This window comes from Pelomonas candidula, from assembly GCF_043555985.1.
Taxonomy (GTDB): domain Bacteria; phylum Pseudomonadota; class Gammaproteobacteria; order Burkholderiales; family Burkholderiaceae_C; genus Pelomonas; species Pelomonas candidula.
The window spans coordinates 63,817-76,630 of sequence record NZ_JBIGIC010000004.1 but is presented as its reverse complement, the minus strand read 5'-3'; the positions used below and the strand labels follow the sequence as shown (position 1 = coordinate 76,630).

The following is a 12,814-nucleotide window of genomic DNA, read 5'->3' as shown; positions in this document are numbered from 1 at the left end:
GGGTTTCCCCCCAAAATCCGCTGGATGAAGCCCTGGCCCTACCCCCTTTGGCTCGCTCATCGCGGCGCCGGCAAGCTCGCCCCGGAGAACACGCTGGCGGCGTTCCGTCTGGGGGCGGGTTTCGGCTTCCGAGCCTTCGAATGCGATGTGAAGCTCAGCCGCGACGGCGAAGCCTTTTTGCTGCATGACGACACGCTGGACCGCACGACCAGCGGCCAGGGATCGCCCGCGGGGGTCGACTGGGCGGCGCTGGCCCGGCTGGACGCCGGCAGCTGGCACAGCCCGCCGTTCACCGCCGAGCCGCTGCCGCGCCTCACCCAGATCGCCGCGTTCTGCCAGGCCAACGACTGCGCGCTCAACATCGAGATCAAGCCCTGCCCGGGCTTCGAGCGCGTGACCGGCGAGGTCGCCGCGCTGGAGGCCGAGCGGCTGTGGGCCGGCGCCGCCATCCCGCCGCTGCTTAGCTCCTTCAAGCCCGAGGCGCTCGAAGGCGCCCGCGACGCCGCCCCCGCGCTGCCCCGCGCGCTGCTGCTGGACGCGTTGTGGGACGGCTGGCCCGACACGGCCGAGGCGCTGGGCGTGGTCGCTGTCATCACGAACTGGCGGCTGATGGACCGCGCGCGCATCGAACGGCTGCACGCCAGGGGCTGGCGGGCGCTGGTCTACACGGTCAACGATGCGTCGGTGGCCGAGCGGCTGATCGCCGACGGCATCGACGGCCTCATCACCGACCGCGTGGACGCGCTGGGCCCGGGCCGCTAGACATCCAGTCGGATGTCCGAAGTCTGGGGCCTGACGAAGCGGGTCGACTCGCGCGACGCGTCGATGCAGCCGCCGCTGGCATAGACGCCGCGCGGATCGCGCAGCCGCCACATGCGCTCGACGATGGTGCGGGTCAGCGCCGCGTCGGCGAGGGTCTGCTCCACGCGCGCCGCGACGACCGCCTCGTCCATCGTCGGCTCGCCGCCGGACGCGGCCCGCACACCGTCTCGCCAGTGATAGATCTCCACGCACTTGCGCTCCAGCGTGAACGGCGCCCCCAGCTCCCAGAAATTCGAGAACAGGCCACCACCGAGGTAGATGACCCACGACCCCTCGTAGCCGGCCACGTCGGCCGACACCGGATCAGGGTTGCGGAACCAGACCCGGTCGCCCGGCACGTAGTAGCGCTCCGGCATGGGCGCTTCGATGGACCCGTGCTCGACCAGGAAGGCCTCGTGGAAGGCGCCCGACATGATGGCCTTGCGCTGCCAGCGCGCCTGCAGCCGCTCCAGCAGCGCCGGGTTGCTGTCGGCCAGCTCGCGCGCCAGGCCGAGCAGGATCACGTACTCGGTCGCGCGGTAGCACGAGAAGGCGTAGCGACGGCCGCTGACACCGGGCTGGGTGGCCTTGGTCAGTGCGTCGATCAACGTGACACCGGGTCGCAGCGTGAAGCCGTGTTCCTCGTCGTAGCGCCAGCAGTCCTCGGGGCGCTCGACGGCCTCGGTATCGAAGGCGAGCTGGGTCAGGGCCGCGGCCTCGGCGATGTGGCGGCGGATGCGCAGCGCCGAGTCGAGTTCGTCGACGCTCGGGAAGTCGAGCTCGCGCGGCGCGGCCAGCATCGCGACGAGGATCTCGCGGTCGAGGTCGGCGGCCGCCATTCGCCCGGCCAGGCCGAGGGTGTCGCCGCCCGGCGTGAGCTCGTCGGCCACACCGTCCCGCAGCGCCAGCTGCAGACCGGCGTCGGTGGGGTCGATGCGGATGTGGGGATCGAGGCCGTGGCGGCCGACGAGGTCGGCGACGCGGCGTTGGGAGCGGCCGCAGCGGGCGCGCAGCGTGATGCCGCGGGGGCGGCGTGCCCCCGCGGTGGGGAGGTGAAGGGAGTCGTCCATGCCGTCGTGGTTGCATGCGCGACGGACGGCCCCGCAGGCCGGAGCACGGTCCGCGCGCGAGACAGGGGCGGCCACGCCCCAGACGGACGCGACCGGTCTAGCGCAGCGAAGGACGGCCCCAGGGGGGCTCGAAGATGGCGAACACCAGTTGCCATCTCGGCAGCACGCCGACAACGGCACGCCGGGCGCCGTCGCCGGCCCCGGGCAGCGGCCCGGGCAAGGCCCAGGCGGCGATGCCCTTCAGATGCAGGAAGAGGTTCAGCAGCGTCAGCTTGCCCACGGACTTATGCGCATGCGCGTGCACATGCTGGGCGACCTTGGCCACCAGGGCCCGCGCCGCGCCGGCATCGGGCACCGCGTCGGCGGCGAGGCCGGCGTAGAACTCACCGCGCTGCAGCGCCGACGCGACGAAGACGTTGCCACCCACCATCGGCGTGCCGACAACGAAGCCGATCAGCAGGAGCATCAGCATCCTGAGTCGACGGCTGCGAAGGGCAAGACTGTTCAGCATGGGCGGGCCTGAGCGCCTCAATTATCTCGGCCGGTTGACGAAACAGGCAGCCCGCTGCAGGCGCTGCAAGCTTGCAGACAAGCGACGAGACGGCGCGATCAGGCCAGCCGGGCGTAGACGCAGCTGTCGCGCGGCGAGCCGTCCACGCCGAGGGCATCGCGCCGCAGGATGCCCTCGAGCTCGAAGCCGCAGCGTTCGGCCACAGCCCGGCTCTTCAGGTTGCGCGCATCGCAGCGGATCTCGACCCGCCGCGCCTCCAGTGTGCCGAAGGCCAGCGCCGTCAGCAGCCGCACGGCCTCGCTGGCGTGCCCCTGCCCCGCTGCTTCGGGCCGTATCCAGTAGCCGACCTCGAACCGACGCACGGCCCAGTCGATGCGATGCAGGCCCGTGCCGCCCAGAAGCCGGCCGGGGCTGCCGTCGGCGCGACACGCGTAGACCTGGAAGCAGAGGTCGCGCCGCGCGATGAAATCGGCCTGCATGCGCCGCACGACCAGCTCGGCACTCTCGGCCGTCGGCGCATCTTGTGCCCAGGCCATCCACGGCCGCAGGTGCGACAGCGACTGCGTGATGACGACGGCCAGCTCGGCCCCCAGTCCGGCACGCGGCGCGAGCAGCACGATGCCTTCGCCGTCCAGCCGCTCGGGGATGTCGATCAGGACGGGGTCGATCACGCCGTGGCCACCTCCACCGGCTTGGGCAGTTCGCGCACGCCGCGGATGACGGGGTGGTTCCAGGCCCACACGGCCGTCAGTACGCTGCCCACGCCGGCAAAGGCCAGCGCGGCACGCAGCCCCAAGTGCTCGCCCAGCCAGCCGCCCAGCAGCGCGCCCGGGGCCGCCGGCAGCAGGATGAGCCAGCGCACGGTGCTGGTCATGCGGCCCAGCAGCGGCGCCGGCGTGACGGCCTGGCGCAGCGACAGGAAATTGATGAACATCAGCACCGCGCCCACGCCCCACGTGAACAGCATCAGCGCGAAGCTGGCGACGCCCCAGGCGCCCGCCGGCGCGAAGGCCAGCTGCAGCCACGCGACGCCGCACAGCGAGAAGCCCAGCACCAGGCAGGGCCCGGGCCCCAGCCGCCGGCTGATGCGATGGCCGAAGACGCTGGCCAGCACCGTGCCGACGCCGATGGCGACATACGACCAGCCCACCGTCTGCGGTTCCAGGTGCAGCTCGCGCGTGGCGAGCAGGATCTGCACCACCAGCGCCGCGTTGTGGAACAGATGCCAGGCCGCGACGGTGATGGCCATGCTGACGAGCAGCGGCCGCTCGCGCACGAAGCGCAGGCCCACCTTGAGCTCCGCCAGGAAGTCGCTCGCCTTGCGCGCGGGCAGTTGCTCGCTGACGCGCACGCCACGCAGGATGGCGGTCGACGCCGCCAGCATCAGCGCGTTGATGGCCAGCGCGACCGGCGCGCCCAGCAGCTTGATCAGCAGGCCGGCCAGCCCCGGCCCGGCCACGTCGGCGCCCGAGCTCGCCAGCGCGTTCTTCGCATGCGCCTCGACGAGCCGCTCGCGCGGCACGACCTGCGTCAGCACGATCTGCGCGGCACTGCCCGCCGTCGTGTTGACGCTGCCGATGACGAAGGCGACCAGGTACAGCCAGCCCATGCCCAACACACCAAGGTAGGCCGCGATCGGCACTGACGCGACGGCCACGGCCAGCACGATCTCGCCGCCGATGTAGACCGGCAACTTGCGCACGCGGTCCAGCAGCACGCCGGCCGGCAGCGAGAACAGCGCGAACGGCAGCACCTCCAGCGCCTGCAGCAGGCCCATCTGCGTGGGCGTGGCGTGCAGCATCACGGCGGCCGTGAGCGGCAGCGCCAGCAGCGTGATCTGGCCACCGAGGGAGGAACAGAGGATGGACGTCCACAGACGCCGGTAGACGGCATTGCGCAGCAGGTCCTGCGGCGCGAGGGCGAAGTAGGAAATCAGACGGGAGAGCATGACGACAACGGCTCCAAGACTCGACGAGAGACAGCACCCGGGGCGGGCGCCGGGACGGCAGGGTCAGGGCCGTCAGTCGAGGTCGAGCAGCTTGGTCATCGGTGCATGCTAGCAGCGCAGCCAGCCGTCAGCTGTCGCCGATGCGCAGCTCCGGATAGCCGGTGGCCGTGTCGAAGGCGCGCGACAGCGATCCGGCCGGCAGCGGCGCGACCAGCAGTTCGGCGGTCGTGCGCACCTCGCAGCCGGCGCAGACATGGCCACCCAGCACGCGGCCGGCAGCATCGGACACGCTGGCGTGGAGGTGGGCGCCGTCGGGCGTGAGGCTGCCGCTGAGCGTCAGGATCTCCAGCGGGCCTTCGATGCGCGTCGGACCCGGCTCGCCGGCAAAACGCAGCTGTGCATGGGCCAGGCTGCCGATGCCGGCCACGACGAAGCCGGTCGGGGCGCCGGCCTCCAGCGCGGCGCGCAGGTCGTCGCCGGGGTTCAGGCGCAGCGGCTGCAGCATCACCAGCCCACGGCCGCGCCGTCGCGGCGTGGGTCACTCGCGGCGACGTAGCCGTCCACGCCCGGGTCGCCCAGCCGCCAGATGAACTGGCCGGCGCCGAAGTCCTGGTAGCTGTCGTGGATATCGCCGATTTCGTGGCCGCGCGCGCGCAGGGCCTCGATGGTGGCGGCCGGCATGTGCGGCTCGATGTTGATGGACAGGCCCTCGTTGAAGCGCCAGCGCGGCGCGTCGCAGGCGGCCTGTGGGTTCTGGCCGTAGCAGAGCATGCGCACGAGTGTCTGCAGATGGCCCTGCGGCTGCATGTTGCCGCCCATGACGCCGAAGCTCATGACCGGCGCGCCGTCCTTCGTCAGGAAGGCCGGGATGATGGTGTGGAAGGGCCGCTTGCCCGGCGCGACCTGGTTGGGGTGGCCGGCCTCCAGCGTGAAGCAGTGGCCGCGGTTCTGCAGGCTGACGCCGTAGCCCGGCAGCACCAGGCCCGAACCAAAGCCCATGTAGTTGCTCTGGATGAAACTGACCATCATTCCCGATTCGTCGGCCGCGGTCAGGTAGATGGTGCCGCCCTTGACGGGATTGCCGGCCCCGAACACCTGGGCGCGCCGCGGATCGATCTGCTTCGCGCGCTCAGCGAGATAGCCGTCGTCCAGCAGCTGCGCCGGGCTGACCGCCATCGCGGCAGGCTCGGCGACGAAGCGGTAGACATCGGCAAACGCCAGCTTCATCGCCTCGATCATCAGGTGCTGGGCCTCGGGGCTGTCGACGGCGTGGGCCGCCACGTCGCAATGCGCCAGCAGCCCCAGCGCCATCTGCGCCGCGATGCCCTGACCGTTGGGCGGGATCTCGTGCAGCGTGTGGCCGGCGAAGTCCTTGGCCAGCGGCGTGACCCATTCGGGGCGGTAGCCGGCGAGATCGGCCTCGGTCAACGCACCGCCGGTGTCGCGCGCAAAGCGCGCCAGCGCCTGGGCGATCTCGCCACGGTAGAAGGCCTCGCCCCTTGATGCGGCAATCAGCTTCAGGCTTCGGGCGGCCGCCTCGAAGCGGAACAGTTCGCCCACCGCCGGCGCGCATCCGTGGGGCAGGAAGGCCTGCGCGAAGCCGGGCTGCGTCGTGAGCTCTTGCAGCGCGGCCGCCATCGCCCATTTGCCCTGCACGATGGGCGGCACCGCGTAGCCACGCTCGGCGATCTCGATGGCCGGCTGCATCAGGTCCGCGAACGGCAGCCGGCCGAAGCGCTCGCTGAGCGCGACCCAGCCGCCCACCGCACCGGGCACCGTCACCGAGCCCCAGCCCCGCCGGGGCATGGCCCGGCCTTCGAAGAAGCCCGGCGTCCACGCGGCCGGTGCCGGGCCCGAGGCATTGAGGCCATACAACTGCCGGCCGTCCCACAGGATGCAAAAGGCGTCCGAGCCGAGACCGTTGCTGCAGGGCTCGACCAGCGTCATGCAGGCCGCCGCGGCGATGGCCGCATCCACCGCGTTGCCGCCCGCCTGCATCACGCGCAGCCCGGCCTGCGCGGCGAGCGGGTGCGAGGTCGACACGATGTTGCGAGCAAACAGCGGGCTGCGGCGGCTGGCGTAGCCGGCGGTCCAGTCGAAGCGGAAGTCGGTGCTCATGGGTTTTGATTCTGCGCTTGTAAACCTTTGCAACTCCGTCAACGCGACCCGCAGAGGCGTCGTTGTGGACACAAGCTTTCGCGAAGCCCAAGCAACTGAACCCGACACCCTGGAGCACCCAAGATGAACACGCTGAAGACCACCATCGCCACCGCCCTCATCACGCTCGCCTCGGGCGTTGCGATGGCCCAGACCCCGGCCGCCACGCCGGCTCCCGCCACGAAGCCCGCCGCTACGGCTGCCACCACCACGGCTGCACCGGCCGCCAAGCCCGCAACGGCAGCCGCCCCGGCCGAAGCCGCCAGCGCCACCAAGCATGCTCACAAGCACGCCAAGAAGCACGGCGAAGCCAAGGCGGACGCCAAGACCGAAACCAAGACGCAGTAAGCGCACCAGCGCTCCGCGCAAGGCCGCAGCCCGTCAAACGGCTGCGGCCTTTTTGTTGCACGGCCCGCCGGCCGTGAACTGGTTCGCGAAGCGCCCCGCCAACCCCCTCGACAAGGCGTGATGCAGATCCGGCCCGCTTCCTAGACTGCCGGCCATGCATCGCTTCCCTCGTTTCCTCTCCCTCGCAGCCGCCCTCTTCGCCGCCACCGCCGCCCAGGCCGCACCGGTCAGCCTGGGCCTGGACCCCAGCCTCAACCTGCTCGCCTTCGGCAACATGAACGTGGCCAGCAGCGACGTAGAAGGCCGTGTCGCCGTCGGCGGCAACGCGACGATCAACGGCTACTCGATCAACACCAAGACCGGCTCCAACGCGCTGTACAGCGGCACGGGCCTGACGGTGGGCGGCAACCTCGCCTTCACGAACGGCACGATCTGGGGCGGCGCGGTGGTGGGCGGCAGCTACACGCCCAACAACAGTGGCAACGTCATCGGCGGCACCGCCAGCGGCCAGGGCTTCGCCTTCGCGAGCGAGCAGCAACGCCTGAACACGCTGTCGTCCTCGCTGGACGCCATGCTCAACACCGGCTCGGCCGTCGACCAGTGGGGCACGCTGCACTTCGACGCCACCGGCCAGATGCTGGCCGTCTTCGACATCCTCGCCGCAGACGCGATGAAGAACCTGGAGATCGACGGCCTGGCCAGCGGCGCGCAGATCATCATCAACATCCACGGCTCGACGGTGGACTTCGGCAACCACGGCTACACCGGCTTCGCCAAGGGCCAGGTGTTGTTCAACCTGCCCGAGGCGACCAGCATCACGCTGAACGGCGGCATCAACGCCTCGTTGCTGGCCACACAGGCCACGGTCGGTTCCGGCTGGGGCCAGATCAACGGCCAGGTGGTCGTGAAGGACTGGAACAGCAGCGTGCAGGTCAACGACGCGCCGATGCCGACGACGACCACCAACGCGAAGGTGCAGCGCGTGCCCGAGCCGGCGTCGCTGGCCCTCGTCGGGCTGGGGCTCTTCGCGGCGAGCATGGCCCGCCGCCGCGCGAAGCGCTGACCCTCAGCGGATCGGCGCCAGCTCCTTGAGCGCCTTCACGGCGCCCGCGCCGATGGCCGCGCCGAAGCGCTTGGCCAGGCGCTCGGCGACGTTGTCGCGCGGCGTGTAGTCGACGACGTCCTCGGCCTTCACGACCTCGCGGGCGACGTAGTCGAGATTGCCGTAGTGGTCGGCCAGTCCCATCTGCACGGCCTGCTCGCCATTCCAGAACAGGCCCGAGAAGGTCTCCGGCGTCTCCTTCAGCCGCTTGCCGCGGCCCTCGCGCACGACGGTGATGAACTGCTCGTGGATCTGGTCCAGCATCGCCTGCGCGAAGGCGCGCTGCTTGGGCGGCAGCGGGCTGAACGGGTCCAGCATGCCCTTGTTCTCACCGGCCGTCAGCAGGCGGCGCTCGATGCCGACCTTGTCCATCAACCCGGTGAAGCCGAAGCCGTCCATCAGCACGCCGATGGAGCCGACGATGGACGCCTTGTCGACGTAGATCTCGTCCGCCGCGGCGGCGATGTAGTAGGCCCCGGACGCGCACATCTCCTCGACGACGACGTAGACCGGCTTGTCGTAGATCTTCTTGAGCCGCTTGATCTCGTCGTAGACGATGCCGGCCTGCACCGGGCTGCCGCCGGGCGAGTTGATGCGCAGCACGATGGCCTGGGCGGCATCGTCCTTGAAGGCATCCTTCAACGCGGCCAACAACTGCTCGGCACTGGCTTCGGTGTCGGCGGCGATCTCGCCGCGCACTTCGATGAGGGCCGTGTGCGGCGCGGTGGACGGCGTGACATGACGCCCCTGCAGCCACAGGCTGTAGACCAGTAGCCCCGCCAGCAGCAGCCAGAACAGCCGGAACACCGTGCGCCAGCGCCGCTCCAGCCGCCGCTCGCGCAGGAAGTCGCCCGCCAGTTGGGCCAGCAACGTCTCGCTGTGAGACGAGAGCTGGGGCGCCACCGGCGGCACGCCGACCGGCTCGGGCATGGGCGGGGGCAGGGAGTCGTCGGAGTTGCTGCTCATATCAGTCTTCAAAGGCGGGTTTGGTGTCGCGCGTGGGGTGCCAGTAGACCTCGCCATCGCGCTCGGTCAGGTCGATCTTCGTCAGCCGGCCACGGTTGCACGGGCCCATGACGCACTGACCGCTCAAGGGGTCGTACACGGCGCCATGGATGCTGCACATGATGAAGCGCTTGTCGCCGTCCAGGAACTCGCCTTCCTGCCAGTCCATCTCGGTGGGCACGTGGGCGCAGCGGTTCAGGTAGGCGACGGCCTGGCCGTCGAAGCGCAGCGCGAAGGCCCGCACCGGCTCGCGCCACTGGATCACGTCGAACGTGACGGCCTTGCCGCGCTCCAGCAGTTCGGCGGACGTGCACAGGCGCTGGGGCGGCGCGACGTCCTGCTCAGGCATGTTCGATCAGCCAGTCATGCAGTTCGCGCGTCGAGTGCGCGACAAACAGCGGGTTGAACTCGGCAAACGTCTCGTGGTCGTGCGCGCCGAAGCTGACCGCCACGCAGGGCGCGCCGGCGTTGGCGGCGAGCTGCAGGTCGTGCGTCGTGTCGCCGATCATCAGCGTGCGTTCGGCATCGACGCCGAACTCGCGCATCAGCTCCAGCAGCATCTGCGGATGCGGCTTGGAGCGCGTCTCGTCGGCCGTGCGCGTGCCGTCGAACAGATGGCCGAGCTGGCTGGTCGCCAGCACCCGGTCCAGGCCCACGCGGTTCTTGCCCGTCGCGACGGCCAGCCAGTGGTGACGGGCCTTGAGCGCCTCCAGCATTTCCAGGCTGCCGTCGAACAGCGACAGCTCATGCTCGGAGGCCAGGTAGTGATGGCGGTAGCGCAGGCCCAGCTCGGGATAGCGCTCCTCGGGCAGGCCGGGGACGGCATGCTCCAGCGCGTCACGCAGGCCCAGTCCGATGACGTACTTGGCCCGCTCGAATTCGGGCTCCGGCAGGCCGATGTCCACGGCCGCACGCTGGATGCAGCGGGCGATCAGCGCGGTGGAATCGAACAGCGTGCCGTCCCAGTCGAAGGCGATGAGGTCGAAGCGTCGGGGGCGAGTGGTCATGGGGAGATTGTCGCGGGGCGGTTCACCGCCACGCAGGTGAACTCATTTGCCTCGTTGTCCACGGGCTGCAGCTTCCACTGCGGAGCATGCTCAGGCGCTCCGTGGGCGATCAGCCTCTCGATGGTGGGCCGATGAGGTTTGAATCCAGCGGCGAGCATGCTCCGCCATGTCCTTTGGCCTCGGCCCCGGTTCTCTGCGTCTTCATCGCAGTAGGCCGCCCACAGCAACGTACCCGTCGGATCGCACGGCTGTGGACGAAATGCGCGTCTCGGCTCCCACGGAGGGATGGCTCCCACCTTGGCCCACTCGACAAACTGCGCTGACATGGCGCCATGCATTTCTGCATTCGCCATGGAGAAGTAGATTGCGGTGTCGATGAAGCAAGCCTTGGCAGCACCTGCCGCGGCCACCAGCCGGCCCATCGAAGACACCTGGTCTCTGCGAACGGCTGCCGAAATCAAGGCGCGGTTGGCCGGCCCCACATCGCCCTGGGGTGGAGCGACCGCAAAGGCCTGCATGACACCCGGCTCCAACAGTCGGCGCTCGATGGTCTCCCATGGCAGTTTGCTGCCGACCAGCACCTCCGCCACCAAGCCTTTCTGCTCGGCGGTCAACGGCTTGAGTCGTAACACCGTCGAGAGATCCTCCGCCTCAGCATCGTCGGCCAAAGGCCACAAACGAACAAGCCACTTTCGCCTTCCCGCGCTCGTCGTGCCGGCTGTTGCCCAACGTGCCAGCCAAATGGCAACGTCTGAATGTCTAACGCAGTCGTCCGACCATTCACACAGCGCAGTCGACGCCATGGGCAAAGACAGGCTGTCGCGCCTCGCCTCGACGGAAATCCGTTGCCAGAAGTCTGGCAACGGCGTTGACGGCTGGTGGAGATGGCGGGCCAGCGCATCAATCCAGCCATAGAGGGCCGAGCCGGCGCTTGCATAGCCCTCCCCGTAGTCTTCGCAACGCCCGTCCACACTGCCGACCTCAGCGATCACGACGGCCGGCTGCCGGGGCCGCGGCTTCTCGTCGTCACGGTCGAAGGCCCATTCACCCGTCTGAACCAGCAGTCCCAGTCGCCTCAATCGCCGCTGAATGGCCACGGCCCGAGGCGCAGCAACCACCCCTTTGGCGGTAAGCACTCGAAGCGTCAGCACCCCGGGTCCACAGCGAGCTGCAAGGACCGCCAAGCGATCCACCTGAATTTCGCCGTCTCGCGTCAACCGATCTGTTCCTCGCTCGAACTGGATGGACGGCGGCGGTGCGGCCGCCATGAACGCTGAGGCGTCGTGAATACCGGACAAGACCAAGATCGCCGTCATGGCCCAGCGGGCGATCCACACCTTGGACGAACCCGTCCTCATGCGGCCGCCCCCAGCAACCCGAGACAGTCGGCAGGCAACGCGGCCTCGCACGTCACCGTCTCCCCCGTCGCCGGATGCTGGAACGTCAAACGCCGCGCGTGCAAAAACATCCGGTCGAACTTGTGCGCGCCACGGGCCAATTCGCGGTTGCGCTCGAAGTCCCCGTACTTCGGGTCGCCAACGATGGCATGCCCGGCCTGCTGCAGATGCACGCGGATCTGATGTGTGCGGCCGGTCTTGATGGTCACGTCCAGCAGGCTGAAGTCCTTCGTCCGCTGCACGACCTTGACGAGGCTGATCGACCGCTTGGCGTCTTCCTCGCTTTCCTTGCCCGGTCGCACCCAGCGCTCGCCGTCGCTGCCGACGAACTTCACCAGCGGCACGTCGATGACCTTGAGCTTGGCCGGCCAGTCGCCCCAGACCAGCGCCGCGTAGGTCTTGCCAGTCTCGCGGTCGCGCAGCTGGTCCTGCAGATTGACGAGCGCACTGCGCTTCTTGGCGATCATCAGCAGACCAGAGGTTTCCTTGTCGAGCCGGTGCACCAGTTCCAGGAACTTGGCCGTCGGCCGCGCGCGTCGCAGCGCCTCGATGACGCCGTAGCTGACGCCCGAGCCACCGTGCACGGCCACGCCGGCCGGCTTGTCGATGACCAGCAGGTGCTCATCCTCGAACACGACCGGGAACTCGCGCGCCGGCGCGGCGGGCGCTTGCATCCTCTCGGGCACGCGCACCGGCGGGATGCGGACCTCGTCGCCGATCTCCAGCCGCGTGTCGGCCTGCGCGCGGCCCTTGTTGACGCGCACTTCCCCCGCGCGGATGACCCGGTAGACGTGGGTCTTCGGCACGCCCTTGAGTTCGCGCAGCAGGAAATTGTCCAGCCGCTGGCCGGCCGAGCCTTCGTCCACGAAGACGCGCCGGACTGCGGGTTTGTCCGGAGCCTTGACGGCTGTCTCGCCCGTGGCGGGGGCCTCAGGGCCTGCCCCTATAATCCTTTTCACCACGTTGCTGTCGTAAGTGTTTGATTTTTTTGATTTTAGCGACGGTGACGTGTGGCCGACGGAGCAAATAGCCCGGCGGTCACCAGGCGATGCAACGCGAACGATGGCCGGCAGGTTCCCTCCCCGAGTGAGTGAACGGCCCGCCGCCCGACGCGGCAGAGCGATGACACAAGAACCCCGCGAGCCCGCAGCCCCCAAGGCATACGGCGCCCGCAGACAACAAGGTTTCCATGGCGACAGAACGCCGGGCCTAGCCCCAAGCGAGCTGTCACCAGCGTCCAGCAGCCCACGCGGATGAGCATGCCCCTCCCCCCACACGCCCCCCTGCGGCCCCGGCTCGATGCCGGAGTGGCCGCCCTGCCCCGGCCTCATGCCGGGCGGGTGCGCGCGGGAGCCGGCGGCTCGGCTCGCATGACAGCTGCTGCGGCGCACGCGCCAACGCCGACTGCACGCTGACCTACCGGTCGGCCGCGCTTTCGGTCCAGGGCGATTCCTTCCTCGGTTCTCAG

General features: G+C 69.6%; 14 protein-coding genes. 3 read left to right on the top strand and 11 right to left on the bottom strand.

Annotation, left to right across the window (positions count from 1 at the left end):
- The first annotated feature begins 24 nt into the window (after positions 1–24).
- Entirely contained in the window at positions 25–762 is a 738-nt protein-coding gene (gene ugpQ / locus ACG04R_RS09180; RefSeq protein ID WP_394408526.1) for a glycerophosphodiester phosphodiesterase, read from the top strand.
- Here ugpQ and ACG04R_RS09175 read toward each other — a convergent pair.
- From ACG04R_RS09175 to ACG04R_RS09150, 6 genes are all read right to left on the bottom strand, one after another.
- On the bottom strand, positions 759–1,871 hold the full coding sequence (locus ACG04R_RS09175) for a hypothetical protein (RefSeq protein ID WP_394408523.1): 1,113 nt from the start codon (positions 1,869–1,871) through the stop codon (positions 759–761). The genes ugpQ and ACG04R_RS09175 overlap by 4 nt on opposite strands.
- 97 nt (positions 1,872–1,968) lie before the next feature.
- On the bottom strand, positions 1,969–2,337 hold the full coding sequence (locus ACG04R_RS09170) for a hypothetical protein (RefSeq protein ID WP_394408520.1): 369 nt from the start codon (positions 2,335–2,337) through the stop codon (positions 1,969–1,971).
- A gap of 143 nt (positions 2,338–2,480) precedes the next feature.
- A complete protein-coding gene (locus tag ACG04R_RS09165; RefSeq protein WP_394408517.1) occupies positions 2,481–3,053 on the bottom strand; it encodes a GNAT family N-acetyltransferase in 573 nt (190 codons plus the stop codon).
- Complete coding sequence (locus tag ACG04R_RS09160; protein ID WP_394408514.1) at positions 3,050–4,330, bottom strand: MFS transporter; 1,281 nt, start codon at positions 4,328–4,330, stop codon at positions 3,050–3,052. Before ACG04R_RS09160 ends, ACG04R_RS09165 begins: the two co-directional genes overlap by 4 nt.
- Before the next feature lie 127 nt (positions 4,331–4,457).
- A complete protein-coding gene (locus ACG04R_RS09155; RefSeq protein ID WP_394408511.1) occupies positions 4,458–4,838 on the bottom strand; it encodes a PPC domain-containing DNA-binding protein in 381 nt (126 codons plus the stop codon).
- Positions 4,835–6,448, bottom strand: coding sequence for a gamma-glutamyltransferase family protein (locus ACG04R_RS09150; protein ID WP_394408508.1), 1,614 nt, complete (start codon positions 6,446–6,448; stop codon positions 4,835–4,837). Before ACG04R_RS09150 ends, ACG04R_RS09155 begins: the two co-directional genes overlap by 4 nt.
- 123 nt (positions 6,449–6,571) lie before the next feature.
- Between ACG04R_RS09150 and ACG04R_RS09145 the strand changes: the two genes are divergently transcribed.
- Complete coding sequence (locus ACG04R_RS09145) at positions 6,572–6,835, top strand: hypothetical protein (protein WP_394408505.1); 264 nt, start codon at positions 6,572–6,574, stop codon at positions 6,833–6,835.
- A gap of 154 nt (positions 6,836–6,989) precedes the next feature.
- Positions 6,990–7,898, top strand: coding sequence for a choice-of-anchor A family protein (locus ACG04R_RS09140; protein WP_394408502.1), 909 nt, complete (start codon positions 6,990–6,992; stop codon positions 7,896–7,898).
- 3 nt (positions 7,899–7,901) lie between these two features.
- On the opposite strand, the gene sppA is transcribed toward ACG04R_RS09140, so the two are convergent.
- Genes sppA through ACG04R_RS09115 form a run of 5 tightly spaced genes read right to left on the bottom strand, consistent with a single transcriptional unit; the run spans position 7,902 to position 12,305 of the window.
- A complete protein-coding gene (sppA, locus tag ACG04R_RS09135) occupies positions 7,902–8,903 on the bottom strand; it encodes a signal peptide peptidase SppA (protein WP_394408499.1) in 1,002 nt (333 codons plus the stop codon).
- 1 nt (position 8,904) lies between these two features.
- Positions 8,905–9,291: a Rieske (2Fe-2S) protein gene (locus tag ACG04R_RS09130; RefSeq protein WP_394408496.1), complete on the bottom strand. Its 387-nt coding sequence runs from the start codon at positions 9,289–9,291 to the stop codon at positions 8,905–8,907.
- Positions 9,284–9,949, bottom strand: coding sequence for an HAD family hydrolase (locus tag ACG04R_RS09125; protein ID WP_394408493.1), 666 nt, complete (start codon positions 9,947–9,949; stop codon positions 9,284–9,286). Before ACG04R_RS09125 ends, ACG04R_RS09130 begins: the two co-directional genes overlap by 8 nt.
- Complete coding sequence (locus ACG04R_RS09120; RefSeq protein ID WP_394408490.1) at positions 9,946–11,265, bottom strand: hypothetical protein; 1,320 nt, start codon at positions 11,263–11,265, stop codon at positions 9,946–9,948. The genes ACG04R_RS09125 and ACG04R_RS09120 overlap by 4 nt, the downstream gene beginning before the upstream one ends.
- Positions 11,266–11,303: 38 nt before the next feature.
- The gene (locus ACG04R_RS09115) at positions 11,304–12,305 is read right to left on the bottom strand and encodes an RluA family pseudouridine synthase (RefSeq protein WP_394408487.1); all 1,002 of its coding nucleotides are present in this window, start codon (positions 12,303–12,305) and stop codon (positions 11,304–11,306) included.
- Between the last annotated feature and the right edge of the window lie 509 nt (positions 12,306–12,814).